General features: G+C 57.3%; 15 protein-coding genes. 7 read left to right on the top strand and 8 right to left on the bottom strand.

Translation table 11 applies throughout. The features are described from left to right. Positions 1-61: 61 nt before the first annotated feature. The 4 genes from L904_RS23390 to L904_RS23405 form a co-directional block, all read right to left on the bottom strand. Positions 62-874 (bottom strand): oxidoreductase, encoded by an 813-nt coding sequence (locus L904_RS23390; RefSeq protein WP_020808430.1) that lies wholly within the window; start codon positions 872-874, stop codon positions 62-64. 232 nt (positions 875-1,106) lie between these two features. Further along, positions 1,107-1,694, bottom strand: a complete 588-nt coding sequence (locus L904_RS23395; protein WP_020808431.1) for a glutathione S-transferase family protein — start codon at positions 1,692-1,694, stop codon at positions 1,107-1,109. Positions 1,695-1,838: 144 nt separating this feature from the next. Then, on the bottom strand, positions 1,839-4,952 hold the full coding sequence (locus L904_RS23400; RefSeq protein ID WP_020808432.1) for an efflux RND transporter permease subunit: 3,114 nt from the start codon (positions 4,950-4,952) through the stop codon (positions 1,839-1,841). Further along, positions 4,952-6,061, bottom strand: coding sequence for an efflux RND transporter periplasmic adaptor subunit (locus tag L904_RS23405; protein WP_020808433.1), 1,110 nt, complete (start codon positions 6,059-6,061; stop codon positions 4,952-4,954). The genes L904_RS23400 and L904_RS23405 overlap by 1 nt, the downstream gene beginning before the upstream one ends. 98 nt (positions 6,062-6,159) lie before the next feature. On the opposite strand from L904_RS23405, the gene L904_RS23410 reads away from it, so the two are divergent. From L904_RS23410 to L904_RS23425, 4 genes are all read left to right on the top strand, one after another. Beyond that, positions 6,160-6,747: a TetR/AcrR family transcriptional regulator gene (locus tag L904_RS23410; RefSeq protein WP_020808434.1), complete on the top strand. Its 588-nt coding sequence runs from the start codon at positions 6,160-6,162 to the stop codon at positions 6,745-6,747. Positions 6,748-6,909: 162 nt separating this feature from the next. After that, positions 6,910-8,205, top strand: coding sequence for a beta-ketoacyl-ACP synthase II (gene fabF, locus L904_RS23415; RefSeq protein ID WP_080657418.1), 1,296 nt, complete (start codon positions 6,910-6,912; stop codon positions 8,203-8,205). 51 nt (positions 8,206-8,256) lie between these two features. Beyond that, a complete protein-coding gene (gene ftsZ / locus L904_RS23420; protein ID WP_020808436.1) occupies positions 8,257-9,264 on the top strand; it encodes a cell division protein FtsZ in 1,008 nt (335 codons plus the stop codon). A gap of 65 nt (positions 9,265-9,329) precedes the next feature. Continuing rightward, complete coding sequence (locus tag L904_RS23425) at positions 9,330-9,518, top strand: hypothetical protein (RefSeq protein WP_020808437.1); 189 nt, start codon at positions 9,330-9,332, stop codon at positions 9,516-9,518. Positions 9,519-9,553: 35 nt separating this feature from the next. Here the strand turns inward: L904_RS23425 and L904_RS23430 are convergent, their stop codons facing one another. Continuing rightward, entirely contained in the window at positions 9,554-10,030 is a 477-nt protein-coding gene (locus L904_RS23430; RefSeq protein ID WP_137396244.1) for a MarR family winged helix-turn-helix transcriptional regulator, read from the bottom strand. Between the two features lie 165 nt (positions 10,031-10,195). Here L904_RS23430 and L904_RS23435 point away from each other — a divergent pair, with 165 nt between their 5' ends. The 3 genes from L904_RS23435 to L904_RS28560 all read left to right on the top strand — a co-directional run bounded on the left by L904_RS23435 (position 10,196) and on the right by L904_RS28560 (position 13,577). Continuing rightward, on the top strand, positions 10,196-11,611 hold the full coding sequence (locus L904_RS23435) for an MATE family efflux transporter (protein WP_020808439.1): 1,416 nt from the start codon (positions 10,196-10,198) through the stop codon (positions 11,609-11,611). Positions 11,612-11,917: 306 nt separating this feature from the next. After that, the gene (locus tag L904_RS27950) at positions 11,918-12,127 is read left to right on the top strand and encodes a hypothetical protein (protein WP_155246231.1); all 210 of its coding nucleotides are present in this window, start codon (positions 11,918-11,920) and stop codon (positions 12,125-12,127) included. A gap of 448 nt (positions 12,128-12,575) precedes the next feature. Beyond that, positions 12,576-13,577, top strand: coding sequence for a recombinase family protein (locus tag L904_RS28560; protein WP_020808441.1), 1,002 nt, complete (start codon positions 12,576-12,578; stop codon positions 13,575-13,577). A gap of 454 nt (positions 13,578-14,031) precedes the next feature. Here the strand turns inward: L904_RS28560 and L904_RS23450 are convergent, their stop codons facing one another. From L904_RS23450 to L904_RS23460, 3 genes are all read right to left on the bottom strand, one after another. Beyond that, entirely contained in the window at positions 14,032-14,340 is a 309-nt protein-coding gene (locus tag L904_RS23450) for a type II toxin-antitoxin system RelE/ParE family toxin (protein ID WP_020808442.1), read from the bottom strand. A gap of 3 nt (positions 14,341-14,343) precedes the next feature. Next, positions 14,344-14,610: a type II toxin-antitoxin system ParD family antitoxin gene (locus tag L904_RS23455; protein ID WP_020808443.1), complete on the bottom strand. Its 267-nt coding sequence runs from the start codon at positions 14,608-14,610 to the stop codon at positions 14,344-14,346. 139 nt (positions 14,611-14,749) lie between these two features. Then, a complete protein-coding gene (locus tag L904_RS23460) occupies positions 14,750-16,075 on the bottom strand; it encodes a site-specific integrase (protein ID WP_245285042.1) in 1,326 nt (441 codons plus the stop codon). Positions 16,076-16,268 lie beyond the last annotated feature (193 nt).

The following is a 16,268-nucleotide window of genomic DNA, read 5'->3' on the forward strand; positions in this document are numbered from 1 at the left end:
TGAAGTTTCCGAATACCGTACGCACTACTTTCTGTTTGTGGCGCGCAAGCTCCGCGAATGCTTACAGCCTGGAGAGCCCAAACGTCTTCCTGATGCCGCTATCCAATGCCTTGGCTGGAACAAACCGCTTCAGGCGACTGAGAAGCGTAGCCTGTTTTCCAACCGGCCTGCGCATTTTGTGAGGGCCTGTGATTGCTGCCATGATTTCGGCAGCGACAGTCTGAGGACTGCTTGCTGTCTTAATGGCGGAAAGAACGGCCTGATTGGATTTGGCTAATTGATGAGCGTAGTCGTCAATGCGCGTCTCCGTCTGCTTCGCATTGACATCGAGACTTGTCCTCGTGAACGTTGGCTCGACCAGGACAGAGCGAATATTGAATTGCCGAACTTCATGGTCAAGCGTTTCAGATAGTCCCTCCAAGGCATGCTTGCTGCTGGCATAAAGGCCCATATAAGGTGCGGGGAGGAAGCCGAGGACCGAGCTGACATTGACGATCAGACCGGACTTTTGCTGCCGCATCGCGGGCAATACCGCTCGTATCATGCGCAGTGGGCCAAAGAGATTGGTTTCAAAAAGGGCCTTCGCCTCATCGTCCGACGTGCTTTCGACCGGCCCGACAAGAGAGACGCCTGCATTGTTCACCACGACATCAATCCGGCCTGAACGGGACAGAACCCAATCGACGAATTGCCTCACCGACTCGTCATTGTCCACATCGAGACGTCCGTACTCGACACCAGGTACCGGTCCACTTTTGTCCGGATTGCGCGATCCTGCAAATACCTTGAACCCATTCTGTGACAGCAACCTCACGGTCGCCTGCCCTATACCGGAGGATGCTCCGGTCACCACAACAATCTTGTCTGTGGACATCTACGCTCTCCAAAATTAGCGTTGGATTAGAAATCAATTTAGATTTCGTTTGTAATCTATAAATCCGTTAGATTGCAAGCGAAATAAAACGCATTTGCAGAAATTGAGGAGGCGGATGGTCAGTCCCCACGACACGTGGGTTAGTCGCCTCGACGCGGGAAACATCGGTTGAGTTAATGCGGCGGTTCTTGCCTGAGGAGTGACAGGTGTGACGGATGCTTATGCCGTCAAGTCACGCCGTTCGCCTGTCCGCTGGTGGATTGCCGAGCGCGCGCTGGAATGCGGATCGTTGCTCGCCTCTTTCGACGTAATCCTGCAAGCCTGGGCTATCCAGCAGGATATCCGAGTGCTTGAGCGGCCGCAGTACGCTCACCATCATAAGATCACCGGCGCCGAATTGAGCCCCCTCAAGCCACTCTTTCCCTCCAAGCGCATAGCTCAGTTGCTGGAGCCGCTGACTGAGATGACCCACGCTGCCAGAGGCGATACAGGGTTCGATCGTATTGACCGCTGCAAACATCCACATGATGGAACGCGAGCGCGCATTCGCTTCATCGGGAAGGAGGCCGGCGAAACGCTGTGCTATGTGAAGCACGATCGCACCGGATTCGAAAAGAATGAGATCGCCCTCCTGGTAGATCGGCATCTGGCCGAATGGCTGCATTTCCAGATATTCGGGGCGGCGCATCTCGGAAAAAGTCAGGTGCCGTAGAGTGTAAGGCTGGCCGACTTCCTCGAGAGCCCACCTGACGCGCATATCCCGGTGATATCCTCTACCCCCGTCCGGAGGATGTTTGAAAATGGATACGACAGGGTTCATGTCAAGGCCTCCTCATTGGCAGGATTGAAGCGGGACGAAGGCATGGCTTCCGGAAGGGTCCAGTAGACACGCAAAACACACGCCACCGCTCGCCAAGCAGTATGATCCCTCCGCAGCATCATCTGCTGCGGAGGGACGAGTTGGCTATTCCGCAGCAAGCGAATGCTGAGCTGTTTCCGCGTTTCCGTGCTCCGTCGAATCCATGTCTGTCTTGGGTGGCTTGATGCGGAACCATGCAACATAGAGTGCCGGCAGGAAGAGCAGGATGATGAGCGTGCCCACCGCGGTTCCGCCAATAAGTGTGTAGGCCATCGAACCCCAGAAAACCGAATGCGTCAGAGGAATGAAGGCGAGGACCGCGGCAAGCGCCGTCAGGATGACGGGCCTTGTTCGCTGCACCGTAGCCTCAATCACGGCATGATAGTCGTCCAGACCCGCGGCCTTGTTCTCCTTGATCTGCTCGGTGAGGATCAACGTGTTGCGCATGAGGATGCCCGCCAGGCCGATAAGACCCAGGATCGCGTTAAACCCGAAAGGCTGGTTGAACAGGATCAGGGTGGGCACGACGCCTGCAAGACCGAGCGGTGCTGTCAGCATCACCATCGTCATCGTCGACAGACTGCGTACCTGAAGGATGATGACGATCAGGGTCGCTGCGATCATCAGTGGGAACACCTTCACCAAGGCAGTATTCGCCTTGAGGGACTCCTCGATATTGCCGCCCATCTCGATTGTGTAGCCAGCAGGCAGAGATGCAACGAGTGGCTGAAGAGCGGTCATCACCTGTTGCGAAACCTCCGGCGGTTGGGTCGCCTCGTTAATGTCGGATCGGACCGTCACCACAGGCGTTCTGTCACGACGCTTGAGGATCGGCTCTTCGAAGCGCACCTCCGTGTGGCCGATCTGATCGAGCGGGATCGCACGGCCGTCTCTTGTCACGAGCGAGAAGTCGGCGAGTCTTGCAGGATCGAGGCGGATTTCACCGGCACTTCTCGCCACGACAGGAACGTTTCGGATGTTCTCACGAACTTGCGTGACGGGAACACCACTTAGCAGGAGCTGTATCTGCTGGGCAGCCTCGGCGGACGACATGCCGATGAGGTTCAGGCGATCTTGATCAGGAACGAACCGGACAACGGGTGTGCGGTTACCCCAGTCACGGTTAGCATTTCTGACGTCAGGTACCGAGCTCATGAGAGCAAGTGCCTGTTCGGAGATTTTGTACAGCTCTTCGGCGTCCGGTCCTTTGATCCGAAACTCGACGGGGAATGGAGTGTAGGGGCCAAAGACGAGTTGCGTCACACGGACGAATGCCTCGGGCGCCAGCCCTTGCGCAACGGCTTCCCGCAGACGAAGTTTCAGCACCTCACGCTCATGTGCGTCAGATGTCAGCACAACGATCTTCGCAAAGGCAGGATCGGGTAGTTCTGGCGCCATGGCGAAGAAGAAGCGGGGCGCACCCTGGCCGATGTAGCTGGTCGCGATCTTCGTTTCAGGCTGCTGCTTCAACCACGCCTCGAGCTTCTTGACCGTGGCTGTCGTCGTTTCGATGCTCGTGCCTTCTGGCATGCGGACTTCGACAAGAACCTCAGGACGGTCCGATGTCGGGAAGAACTGCTGCTTCACCGCGCCCATTCCGACAACGGAGAGAGCCATGACAACGCCGACAATGGCGCAGGTCAGGAACTTATGCTTGACGGTGAATTCGATCGCACCGCGCAGGCGTCTGTAATTCGGCGTATCGTAAATCGCATGATGGCCGCCTGCCACCGGCTTGATATCGGGCAACAGCTTTACGCCGAGATAGGGCGTAAAGATCACCGCCACGAACCAGGAAACAATCAGTGCGAAACCGACGATCCAGAAGATATTGCCCGCATATTCACCCGCTGCAGAGGCGGCAAAACCGACCGGCATAAGGCCGATAATGGTCACGAGCGTCCCCGACAGCATCGGTGCCGCAGTGTGGCTCCAGGCATAGGCAGCCGCCTTGATGCGGTCCATACCCTCTTCCATCTTCACGACCATCACCTCGATGGCGATGATTGCGTCGTCGACAAGCAGGCCAAGTGCCAGGATCAATGCACCGAGCGTGATGCGGTCGAAGAAGCGCCCTGTCTCGAGCATGATGATGAAGACGACAGCCAGCGTCAGCGGAACGGCCAGAGCCACAACGATGCCCACCCGCCAGCCGAGCGCAATGAGGCTCACAAAGAGCACCACGCCGAGGGCCATGGCGAACTTCACCATGAATTCACCCACCGCCGCGTCAATGTTGACAGCCTGATCACTGACCTTCGTCAGCGTTATGCCAAGGGGTAACGACTGTGCGATCCGGCTGGAGCGCTCCTCGAGAGCCTTGCCAAGCTCCAGACCATTCCAGCCCTGTTGCATAACCACACCGAGCATAATGGCAGGCTCGCCGTCATGACGGATGACATAGCTTGCCGGCTCCTGATAACCCCGGCGTACCTCAGCAATGTCGGAAAGCTTCAACGCACGACCGGAAGCGACGATGGGCGTATCAGCGATAGACTGAACACTGTCATAGGCACCATCGAGACGAATAAAGACCTGCGGACCCTGCGTATCTATCGAGCCAGCGGGCGTAACGGTATTGCGCCGTTGAAGGGCTGCGGCAATGTCCTGAGGAGATATGCCGAGCGTGGCGAGCTTCTCATAGGAGAACTCTACGAATATCTGTTCCGGCTGCTCACCCAGAATATTGATTTTCTTTACGCCGGGAACATGAAGCATGTCCTGCCTGATCTTTTCGGCTTCCCGGACGAGATCGCGCATCGGCATGCCCTGCGCCTTGAGAGCGTAAAGGCCGAAGCTGACGTCGGAATATTCATCGTTCACGAATGGTCCCAGAACACCCTGCGGCAGGTTTCTGGCTTCATCGCCGAGCTTCTTGCGCGCCTGATAAAATTCTTCGGCGACGGCGCTTGGCGGCGTATTGTCCTTGAGCGTGACGGTAAGATAGGCGAAGCCCGGGCGCGTCGTTGTCTCGACACGGTCGTACCAGGCCAATTCCTGAATGCGCTTCTCCAGCGGCTCGGCAACGAGATCCTGCATCTCGCGTGCGGTTGCGCCCGGCCAGACAGTCGTGACAGTCAATGTCTTGATGGTAAAGGAGGGGTCTTCAGCGCGTCCCAGCTTGACGAAGGCATAGACGCCGGCGAGAGACAGAAGGACGATAAAGAACAGCGTGACGGCGCGTTCGCGAACCGCAAGGGCGGACAGATTGAGGTTCATCAGTTTGCCGCCTCTCTTGTCCCAACACTGGTGCGAACTTGCGCTCCATCCTTCAGAAGATGTGCGCCAAGCGCAACGACCTCCTCTCCCGGCTTGACGTTAGTGACGACCACTTTCTCTTCGCTTACCCGCTCTACTTTCACATCACGAAACTTCACGACGGACGATTGCTGATCGATCACCCAGACGCCAGTGCGCGCCCCGTCATCCAACAGAGCACCTATCGGCAGTTCGGCATGATTCTGCACATCCCTGTTCTCGATTTCGATGGTGACGGTCGCCCCCAGGGGCGCATTTGCAGCCCCCCCTTCAAGCACCCAGCGCGTTTCATAGGTGCGGGTCTGCTGATCGGCAGAATCGGAGATCTGGCGCAGCTTGGCCTTTTCCGCATTGTTTCTGCCATAAACCGATGCGGAAGCCTGAACTCCAATGTCAGGACGCATGGTTTCGGGAAGCCAGACAATGGCTTCGCGCGGACCAGACTTCGCGAGCCGGACAACCGGCTGCCCAGCGGTTACCACCTGGCCCGGTTCACCGAGCGTCTCGACAATGGTTCCATCTGCATCGGCAACAAGAACCGTATATCGGGCCTCGTTTTCGGCAACATTCGCCTCAGCCTGAGCGGCGGCCAACTGTGCCGTCGCCGTATCCAGCAGGGCTTTCGATCGTTCATATTGCTGCGTCGAGGCAGCAGAGGTCTTCACCAGAATGGCAAAGCGTTTCTCATCGGCTTTCGCTTGGACAAATGTCGCCTGTGCTGCAATGACAGCGTTTCGCTTGGCGGTCAGAGCAAGACGAAGGTCAGTCTCGTCAAGCCTCATCAATGGCTGTCCAGCGCTTACCTGCTCCCCGACGTCGACAAAACGTTCAACGATCTTACCGGGCACGCGAAACCCGAGATTGCTCTGGACCCGGGCACCAACGGTTCCCGTAAAGCTGCTGCTCGAATTGCCAGGAAGCCTGGCCGTCGCGAGGTTGACCAGTGGCGCCAGGGTCCGGGGATCGGCAGCCTTTGCCTCAGGCGCCTGCGCCGGAAGCAGCAGTGCTGCGGCTCCGCCTGCGGCCAGCGCCAGCACTGCTGCTGCAGTGACAACAAGTTTCCGTTTCATTTCATCGTCCCTTCTTGACGGCCTATCCAAAAATATTAGATTGCATCTTAACTCTAAAAGACATATAGATGTCAAATGAAATCTAATTGGAGGTCCACATGAGAGTGAGCCGCGTGCAGGCAGAGGAAAACCGGGAAAGGGTGATCAACGTCGCCAGCCGGTTGTTTCGAGAGCATGGTTTCGACGGAATCGGCCTGAAAGACCTGATGAAGGGTGCGGGCCTCACCCAGGGTGGGTTCTACAAGCAGTTCGCATCCAAGGACGATCTTGCGGCGCTCGCATCACGGCGTGCTCTCGAGAGCGCCACCAGGAGGTGGTCTGATGCCGCAGCAGACACGTCAGATCCGCTGGAATCGATCATCAGCTTCTACCTCTCCAAAGATCATAGCGGCGAGAAGGCAGAAGGATGCCCGCTTGTTGCTCTCGGCTCCGACGCTGCGCGTCAAACTGCCGAAGTTCGGCGCCCGTTTGAGGATGGTACCCGGGCGCATTTCCAGGTGCTCGAAGAACTCATCGGAGATGGTGACGATAGAGCTCGAAGCGAAAAGGCCATGGCAATATTGTCCATGATGGTCGGTGCGGTGACGCTGTCCCGGATCATCGAGGATGAACTGCTGTCGACGAGTGTACTCGATGCGGCAGCGAGCGAGGTCCGGCGCATTGCTGGCCGCGATGGCAGCGACTAACAGGCAGTTTTGGATATTCGTCGCCGATAGCTGGCAAAGCTCAGCGCCGCACGCGTATCAGAAGAGAATAGCGCGAACCGCATGTCCAAAGTTCACGACCAGTCATTCGGTCGGACGCCGAAGGCATGCCAAATTTTTGATCCTAAACAGGTGGAAATGCAAATGCGTCGTGTCGTTGTCACGGGAATGGGAGCCGTCAGCCCCCTTGGTGCGAATGTCGATATCTCCTGGTCCCGGCTCCTTGCTGGCAAAAGCGGGATCCGGCGACTGGGTGACGACATCGTCGGGGATTTGCCTTCAAAAATCGGAGGCGTGGTCCCGTCACTGGCAGAAGATCCTGAAGGAGGATTTGATCCGGACAAGACCCTGCCCTCGAAGGATCAACGTAAGGTTGACCGCTTCATCATCTTTGCGCTGGCAGCGGCGGAAGAGGCTCTCGCGCAGGCGAACTGGAAGCCAGCTTCCGAAGAAGAAAAACTGAGAACGGCGACAATCATCGCATCGGGCATTGGTGGCTTTCCCGCGATAACGGAGGCGGTGCGTACCGTCGACCAACGCGGCGTCCGCCGCCTCTCGCCCTTCACCATTCCATCCTTTCTCGTGAATCTCGCTGCCGGACAAGTCTCTATCCGGCATGGCTTTAGAGGCCCGCTGGGAGCGCCGGTGACGGCATGTGCTGCCGGCGTTCAGGCGATTGGCGATGCAGCGCGACTGATCAGGTCCAATGAAGCCGACATTGCGGTTTGTGGTGGCACTGAGGCCTGTATGAACATTGTCAGCCTTGGTGGTTTCGCAGCGGCAAGATCACTATCGACAGGCTTTAACGAGACCCCGGCCAAAGCGTCACGTCCTTTCGACACCGCCCGCGACGGCTTCGTTATGGGTGAAGGCGCAGGCATCCTCGTCATTGAAGCGTTAAGCCACGCCCTTGCTCGTGGTGCGACGCCGATAGCAGAACTCGTTGGATACGGAACGACGGCCGACGCCCATCATATTACCTCCGGCCCGGAGGACGGAAGCGGCGCCCGCAGGGCAATGCAAATAGCCATCACCCAGGCGGGTATCGCGCCCCACGAAATCGGCCATCTGAACGCGCATGCGACATCGACCCCGGTTGGAGATCTCGGAGAGCTCAGAGCGATCAAGAGCCTCTTCGGCCAAAGGAAGTCGATCGCGGTCAGCGGGACGAAGTCGGCGACGGGGCACCTGCTGGGGGCCGCCGGCGGCCTTGAGGCTATTTTTACGATCCTGGCGCTCCAGCACCAGATCGCTCCCCCGACCTTGAATCTCAGTTCACCGGACCTTGAGGCCAATGGCATCGACTTTGTCGCAAACGATGCCCGACCCCTCGATGTTGAATATGCGATATCCAATGGCTTCGGCTTCGGTGGCGTCAATGCCAGCGCAGTGTTTCGACGCTGGCCGAGGAGAGGCAGTCGTACGCCACTAGCTGATTAACCCCCGCGCGTGGTCCCCTTTGAACAAAGTCTCCACCAGGACGCTCCCACTATGCAACCAACGACTGTCGTTTCACCGCCCAGCATAACACTTCTCAAGCCAAGGATTGCCGTCATCGGCGTCGGCGGTGGCGGCGGCAATGCTGTCAACAACATGATCATGCACGATCTCGAGGGCGCGGAGTTTATCGTTGCGAACACCGATGCCCAGGCTTTGTCCATGTCAAAAGCGCCACGGCTTATCCAGCTTGGCCCGACCGTCACGGAGGGACTTGGTGCCGGATCATTAGCCGATATTGGACAGGCGGCAGCCGAAGAGTCGATTGACGAGATCATGGATCACCTCCACGGAACCCATATGTGTTTCGTGACGGCGGGCATGGGGGGCGGAACGGGAACAGGTGCCGCACCCGTTATCGCCCATGCTGCGCGCAAGGCAAGCATACTGACGGTCGGCGTCGTCACCATGCCCTTCACATTCGAAGGTACCCAGCGAATGCGAACAGCTCGGCAGGGGATCGAGCGTCTTAGCGAATGCGCAGACACGGTGATCGTCATCCCCAATCAGAACCTGTTCCGGGTTGCCGATGCGAAGACGACCTTCGCGGATGCATTCGAAATGGCAGATCATGTGCTGCATGCCGGGGTCAGTTCCGTCATAGATCTGATCGTCAAGGAAGGATTGATCAATCTCGACTTCGCCGATGTAAGGTCAGTCATGCGTGACATGGGCCGAGCGGTCATGGGCACGGGCGAGGCAACGGGAGACGCCCGCGCCCGACATGCCGCCGAGGCAGCGATTGCCAATCCGCTGTTCGATGAAGCGTCCGTCAGGGGAGCGAAAGGCCTTCTCGTCTCGATCTCCGGCGGACCGGACATGACCCTTTTTGATGTCGACGAAGCTGCAACACGTGTTCGCGAGGAAGTCGATGACGACGCCAATATCGTCGTCGGCGCGACATTCAATGACGCGCTTGAGGGGCGGCTGAGAGTCTCTGTTGTCGCCACCGGATTGAGACAACCGGCAGAGGTGATCCACCTTTCGGAGCGAATGGCGTGATGCTCGCTCATACTGTGGGGCCTGCAAGCGCCGATTTGTAAAATTGATGGCCATGGAGATTTGAAATGTTGAAGCGTTTTCGAGAAAAATGGCGATCGTGGGAAGATGCCGTCCTGGGTATCGACGATCCGCAGGGAGACTACCTCATCGCGCTGGAAAAACGGCTGGATCGGCTGGAGACGGAAGTGGCTGGATTAAAGGCACAGCCCCGCGAAGAGGTAGTGTGGGAAGAAAGCTCCGAAAACAAGGGGTGATGGCTGTATCCTTGCAGTCGGCCGCGCGGCCTACGTCAAGCGCACGCTGTTGATAACTCGCTAAGCGTCCGGCACAGGCTAAGAGTATTCTGCGTCCCGCCAACCTTTTTCATCAGCGCGTCTCCAAGTTCCTGAAGACGCTCAAATGCCATTCCAAGCCGCGCGCTCCCGTTGTCGGTGAGCAGAAGTCTTCGTGCCCTGCGATCATAGATATCCACGGACATCGTCACCCAGTTCTTCCTCACAAGGGGTTTAATATTTGAAACGACGGTTGAGTGGTCGAGGCCAAGAAGTAGCGAAACCTCCGATATTCTAGGGGAACCTGCCTCACCAATCGCTGAAAGAAGAAATATCTGCTCCGCGGTTAGTCCTATCGAACGCAATGCATCGTTGATCTGGCGGGAAATGATGCGGTTTGTCCGCTGCACAGCAAAGCATAGATTCCCGGCAAGCGGGTTTTCCACCATTTCAGCTTTTATCGATCCTTGATCGGAAACATGGGTTTTGAACACCTGCACGGGCTCCGGTCTCACGCTCGGAAATGATATTTTAGATTGCGTATGAACTCTATATAATTTAGATTTTAAAAACAATCTATTTTCAAATTCTGAGAACCGGTTGCGAGCCCATGGCCTTGGGAACGGAGCAGAGCCTCGGAGAACTTTTTAGGATCAGCCATGGCCGATATGCCTGACAGCAAAAATTCTCATGTCTCAACAATTTCACAGAAGACACCACATGGAATTCTTTATGGACCAATTACAGCCACGCTGTTCCGGCTGGCATTGCCCACAGTCGTCGTTCTCGTCGTCCAGACCTTTGTTGGGGTCGCCGAAACCTACTTCGTCAGTTTCCTTGGGACTGAGGCTTTAGCAGGTGTGACCCTCGTCTTTCCCGTCCTCATGCTGATGCAAATGATGTCGAATGGCGGGATTGGAGGCGGAGTTTCCTCGGCTGTGGCCCGAGCGATGGGAGCCAACCGCCACGCTGATGCCGATGGGCTTGTCTGGCATTCGATTGTTCTGGCTACGGCATTCGGAGCCATTTTCTCAGTCGCTGCAATCCTCTTTGGACCCCTGCTCTACCGCTCAATGGGAGGGACTGGAGAAACCCTTAGGGCCGCCCTCATCTATTCAGGAATTGTGTTCGCAGGCTCTATTCCCATCTGGATCACGGCTTTGCTTTCGGCAGCCCTGCGGGGCGCTGGCAACGTGAACGTGCCTGCTCTCGTCATCATCTCCGGCGCGTTCCTTCTCCTCGTCTTGTCGCCGCTGTTGATTTTCGGCTGGGGCCCCTTCCCGGAGCTCGGCGTGGCAGGCGGAGGCGCTGCGGTCTTCATTTATTATCTCATCGCGGCACTGGTGCTTGCCCTATACCTGCGCTCGTCAAGCAGCCCGCTAAAGTTCAAAATTGTTCCGCTGCAAGGTCGACTGTTCAAGGACATTCTGGGTGTCGGCCTGCCTTCCGCAGTCGGCACGATCCAGGTCAATCTGACGGTTACGTTCGTAACGGCAGCCGTCGGCCATTTCGGCGCAGACGCGATTGCGGGGTTCGGCATTGCATCGCGGCTTGATTATCTGCAAATTCCCATCATCTTCGGTCTTGGAACCGCTATCGTCACCATGGTTGGGATTAATATCGGAGCGGGCCAGATCGAACGCGCCCGCCGGGTCGCCTGGGTTGGCGCAGGTATCGCATTCGGCATCACGCAGACAATCGGCATTCTCGCCACTCTGTTCCCCATGACCTGGATGAGATTATTCACGGCGGACCCGGATGTGCAGCAGCTAGGCTCCCAGTATCTGCAAATTGTCGCACCGGCTTATGGCGCAGTTGGATTGGGACTGGCGCTTTATTTTGCAAGCCAGGGACTGAAGCGCGTTTTACTCCCGGTTCTTGCCGGAACAGTCAGGATGATCCTGGCAGCTTTTGTCGGATGGGCTTCGGTGATCTGGTTTCAGGCAAGTCTCAATTCCCTTTTCCAGATCGTGGCGGTGGCGGCCATCGCATACGGGGCACTAACGGCCCTTGCCGTGCTGCCACGCCGGATATTCCATCGTGGCAGGCAACAGAATGCTCAAACTGACGGGTAGAGACTTCGACTGTCCAAAAAATCGCCGTCGCACAGGCATCAACCGCCTGATATCCCCGAGGATGTCGAAAATCGTATCGAGATAAACGGAATTTCACCGCTGATGAACTGTCGACAACACGTGCCACCCCAGTCAACGAGCTTGCCTGTACTGCTCCGCCTGCGCCAGGCAAACCGCTACGTAGTTGTCGTTCGGAAAGACGAACGCACGATAAGCTCGAAACCGTTCTGGAACGAGTTGCAAGCGCTTTTGACATTGGGAATATCCAACGAATTTTGGCCATACGTCCGAACGGAGGTGCTCTCAATGATCCACCACAACGACCTACCGCCTGGAACGGTTCTCTTTGCCAGAAAAAACAGGCGCGGCGATGTCCTTAGCGCCGTCGCCTGGCTCGCTGAAGGCATCGATACTGAGATTTACACTTCAATTGAAGAGGCTTTGGCTGCCGTGAATGTTAAAGATGCCGCGAAGAGGCCATACGCCAAGACTTTGGCCAACGATATTGTCCGGTGAGAATGTGTGCTTCTATACGAGCGGCGAGACACGGGCCAAAAAATTTGGCAATAGCAGCTTCCCCTCGCGGTAGGTGCGCGGCGAGAATCAAGAATTGATACCCTATCTGTGGGTTGCGTTGACTTTCACGTGCTGCCAGAAAACGCGTCTGAACTCGCGATAACTCTCAAACCCAAGAGAGATTGCCAACCGAACCACCGTCGACTGGGTGACGGAACAACGAACAGCAAGGGAATTGGCTGTATCGAAGGCGACGACTTCCGGGCAGGCGACAGCAGTTTGAACTGATCGGGTGGATGCCCTCCCCCTCCCCCAAGCTCGCACAATCATTAAGGAAGTAGCTACCTCCACAGCGTCAAACCACAAAGGCGCCCGGTACGCGTCCAGTTGAGATCAACCGTATGGCCAGTACATTCGAGCACGATGATTTGCAGCGAGCGCGAGCCTTGTGACGAAAACCTTCCTCGACAGTTTCGATTACCAGCTCCGCCCCGGCATCCAGAACTTGATGGCGCATGTGAAGCGCGACCGCATTGATGTCGTGCTCTGCGTGACCGTCGATCGACTGTCGCGCGACATCGAGCACAGCCACAAGATTCTCAAGGATTTGCGCTATCGCGATGTCGACCTCTGGACGGTCCACGCTGGCTCGCCGGTAACGGACATGGAGATGTCGTTCCGCGCAATGCTCAGTCACGAGCTTGTCGGGCAGATCCGCTACCGGACCCGGGAGGGAATGAAGACCGCCGTGCGCAAGGGCAAGGCATCCACTTGCCTGGCCTATGGCTACATGATCTCGCAGCAGCGCGATGTGAATAGTGATCGCATCAAAGGCCTGCGCGAGATCGATCCTGCGAAGGCCGATATCGTTCGCCGCATCTTCACGCTTTATGCCGACGGCATGTCACCACGCGACATCGCCCAGCTTTTGAACAAGGAGGGCATCCCGGGCTCGCGCGGCCGCAAGTGGCGCGACACAGCCATCCGCGGTCACGTCAGCCGTGGCACGGGCATTCTCAATAACGAGAGCTACATCGGCCGCATAGTCTGGAACAAGCGCAACTATCGAAAGAACCCGGAGGCCGCCGGGTTTGAGGACGCGGTACATCTCGGCAAAGGCGGGTTTCAGCCAGTCGCCGTTATCATCGTTGGCGACGGTTCGCCCCCGGCGATCCTGATAGCGGACAACATACGGCGGGTCGGTCAGGATGAAGTCCACGGCCCCGCCCGGAAGGCGCTGCATCAGGGAGACGCAGTCGCCGTAGAGGACGGTGTTGCGAACGGGACGCATTACGCGTCATCCCGTTCGGTTTTCGGCTTACGAATGGTCAAGCGCCCGTTGAGCGGCACGGCTGCAAGCGTGATGTTAAAGCCCTCGCCATCGCTGTGTGACCAGCCCGCGCCTATTTTCGTCCAGTGGGCTTTGTCGCCCTCGCCTTCCACGACGTAAACGGCGTAATCGGGTTTGCTCTTTTGGGTCGGTTTCATGATCGGTTCTCCCGTTGGTTATCCGGCTGCGCCTGTCGCGGCCGGTCGGGGGATTTTTGCGAACGTGTTTGCGAGCCGAAGGCGACCGCAGGCAACGGCAACACGGGAGCGCAGCGAAGGAGCGGGCAGCCGATTGCCGGCGGCGAAAACCGGGCGCATACCCCGACCGTTCCGGCCGTGTAGCGCAGCCGGTAACGGGGACCGACACGAACACGCTCAAGGCAAACGCGCGTGTCTTTAGGCTGGGAAGAGCACCAACGACAGTTACCCATCTGGCCGGAATACCGCCGGATTTGTCAAAAGCACGGACTGATGTACAGCCCTTCTGTCAAAGACACTAATGAATGGCGTCTTCTGCCGTGACGGCTGAGAGAGCATGCGCGGCAACATCAATGTTCAACGCCATCGACAGAACCCTAAACGCGGTCTTCGAGCAGGCTTTGGGCATCACGCCCGCCATAAAAGACACCGAGGATGTGAACCACATCCTTTTGCACCACAAAAGCGATGCTTACGCGCCGACGGTATCCGATGATACGAAGGTCCGGTACTTTGCCTTGGCGGAGACTGCCACGCTCGGGAAACATGCGAAGCCCGTCAATCAGATCGTAAATGCCGCCGACGTAGGTTCCGGCAATGGCGGGACCAGCCTTGTCACGGAGCAGCTCATAAAGTTCATCGATCTCGGCTTCGGCTCGCGCGTGGAATGCAATGCGATGAACCATGTCCTACTTGGCTTTCGCCAAGTCTGATTTGTGCTTCGCCTCGAACCGGGCACGAGACGTCTCAAAGGGGATGCCCTTGGAAGGGTCACGCTTCAATTCCTCGTACCGGCTCGGAATCTCCTCGTTCAGCCACTTCTCGCGGGCATCTTCGTAGTCTTCCAGCATTCGCAGTCCAGCACGGACAACCTCGCTGGCATTGTTATAGCGGCCGGATTCGAGCTGCTTTTGAATGAACTTCTCATAGTGTTCGTTGAGCGCATAACTTGGCATGGCATGGGACCTCCTGTTACTAGGATTATAAGTCTCGCCATCAAAATTAACAACTGTTATCAATTATTGATACTTTTCTTGTTACTAAAACCGGCCGACCACGCCGGAGGCGTGGCCGGTCTTGAGAAGGCTAAACCTTCTATGAGCGCCCCGCCAAGCGGGCGCTTCGAACCGCCAAGCGGTTCGTTTGGACACCCGCTCGGGTGTCTTTACGAGGCTGTGGTGCCTCGTGTCCGTGGAGGGGCGGCGGTGCCGCCGCCCTCGGCATCTTCCGTGCACGGCCCGCCCGCTGCTTGGGCTTGCGGGCGTTGATCACGGAAGCGTCCAATGTGGTCTTGATATGCGCCGCATAGAATTTCTCGATCATCTCGACGCTCGTGCGGCAGTTTTTGGCAATGGCGTAAACATCTGCCCCTTCCATGAGCCGAAAGCAGATATAGGTGTGACGTAGGCTGCATGCTGTTCGGGGCTTGCCGTCCCGGTCCAGCTTGAGATGTTGTGCTTCAAGAAGATTGTTGAACATCTTGAGATAACTGCCGGGGAACAACAGATCGGTCGGAACAGGAAGCGTCGCGGCCACCTCACCATCCCCTTTCCCCCGCACAGGCTTCGCCCGCTCACACAGACGCTCATAGGGTTTCACCGCGCCGGGCATGGATTTGCACCAGCCGATGCCGCGCTTACCACGCACTTCGATCTCAAGGATGCGCTGACGCGACTCCGGGTCTTCCACGATCGTCACGTCACGATGCTGGAGCTGCTTGGCCTCATCCGGCCGCAGGCCGGTATTGCCCATGAACAGCACAAAATCGTGAAGTTGCTCGGCCTCCCACCGGAAGTAAGGGTTCTTCGGCTCCTTGGCGTTCTGGCGGGTAGCCTCGTAAAGCTGCTTGTACTCGGCCGGGCTGAACCACGGCCGACGGGTAATCTTGCCTTGCGTCTTGTAGGGCGGCGACAAATCAGGAAGGTGGCCCAGCCACTTGTGGCGGATGGCGGTTTTGAGAACCTGCCGGAGCGTGCCAACCTCATCATGAAGCGTGCTGCGCGCGGGAGCTCTACCCGTCGTGGACGTGCTAATGCGGTGAACGCGGTAATCCTGCACGGTCCCGGCCGTAATCTCGGAGAGCCCCATCTTGCCGAAGAACGGGATTAAGTGGAGCCGTAGGCGGATACTGTGGCCCTCAACCCATTTGGGACTGCGCTCACCTTCAGTGATAACGGCGTACTCCTGCTCGAACTTCTTGGCGGCCTCGGCAAGGGTCTTTTCGGTTTTCAACAGCCCGGCGGCCAGCTTGCCGCGAAGCCCGAGATACCAGTCTTCCGCAAATGCCTTGGCCTGCGCCAATCCAGTTTCCTTGGTGCTGGTGCGGTACTGCTGGCCATTTACCGATGCCGAGCAATGCCATGTGAGACCCCCGCGCCGGTAGACATTGACCTTTCCTCCGAGGATTTCATGGCTCGCCATACCGGCCCCCTGTTTGTTTCCGTCTTCGATATGGGAACAGGGAATCACGGCCTCAAGGGAACAGTCAAATCGGCCTCGATATTTGTGCTAGCGTTGTGTTAGGCCCAAAACGCACGAAAGCCCTCTGCGATGAGAGGGCTTTCGTGTTGAATTTCTTCGTAAATTTTGGTTGCGGGGGCAGGATTTGAACCTG

This window comes from Agrobacterium sp. LY4 (assembly GCF_001526585.1).
GTDB classification, from domain to species: Bacteria; Pseudomonadota; Alphaproteobacteria; order Rhizobiales; family Rhizobiaceae; genus Agrobacterium; species Agrobacterium leguminum.

What these genes read in the sequence shown, in the direction of transcription:
- L904_RS23455 (WP_020808443.1), bottom strand. Translation starts at nt 14,610, where the DNA reads ATGCCAAGTTATGCGCTCAACGAACACTATGAGAAGTTCATTCAAAAG.
- fabF (WP_080657418.1), top strand. Translation starts at nt 6,910, where the DNA reads ATGCGTCGTGTCGTTGTCACGGGAATGGGAGCCGTCAGCCCCCTTGGT.
- L904_RS27950 (WP_155246231.1), top strand. Translation starts at nt 11,918, where the DNA reads ATGATCCACCACAACGACCTACCGCCTGGAACGGTTCTCTTTGCCAGA.
- L904_RS23410 (WP_020808434.1), top strand. Translation starts at nt 6,160, where the DNA reads ATGAGAGTGAGCCGCGTGCAGGCAGAGGAAAACCGGGAAAGGGTGATC.
- L904_RS23405 (WP_020808433.1), bottom strand. Translation starts at nt 6,061, where the DNA reads ATGAAACGGAAACTTGTTGTCACTGCAGCAGCAGTGCTGGCGCTGGCC.
- L904_RS23425 (WP_020808437.1), top strand. Translation starts at nt 9,330, where the DNA reads ATGTTGAAGCGTTTTCGAGAAAAATGGCGATCGTGGGAAGATGCCGTC.
- L904_RS23390 (WP_020808430.1), bottom strand. Translation starts at nt 874, where the DNA reads ATGTCCACAGACAAGATTGTTGTGGTGACCGGAGCATCCTCCGGTATA.
- L904_RS23460 (WP_245285042.1), bottom strand. Translation starts at nt 16,075, where the DNA reads ATGGCGAGCCATGAAATCCTCGGAGGAAAGGTCAATGTCTACCGGCGC.
- ftsZ (WP_020808436.1), top strand. Translation starts at nt 8,257, where the DNA reads ATGCAACCAACGACTGTCGTTTCACCGCCCAGCATAACACTTCTCAAG.
- L904_RS23400 (WP_020808432.1), bottom strand. Translation starts at nt 4,952, where the DNA reads ATGAACCTCAATCTGTCCGCCCTTGCGGTTCGCGAACGCGCCGTCACG.
- L904_RS23450 (WP_020808442.1), bottom strand. Translation starts at nt 14,340, where the DNA reads ATGGTTCATCGCATTGCATTCCACGCGCGAGCCGAAGCCGAGATCGAT.
- L904_RS23435 (WP_020808439.1), top strand. Translation starts at nt 10,196, where the DNA reads ATGGCCGATATGCCTGACAGCAAAAATTCTCATGTCTCAACAATTTCA.
- L904_RS23395 (WP_020808431.1), bottom strand. Translation starts at nt 1,694, where the DNA reads ATGAACCCTGTCGTATCCATTTTCAAACATCCTCCGGACGGGGGTAGA.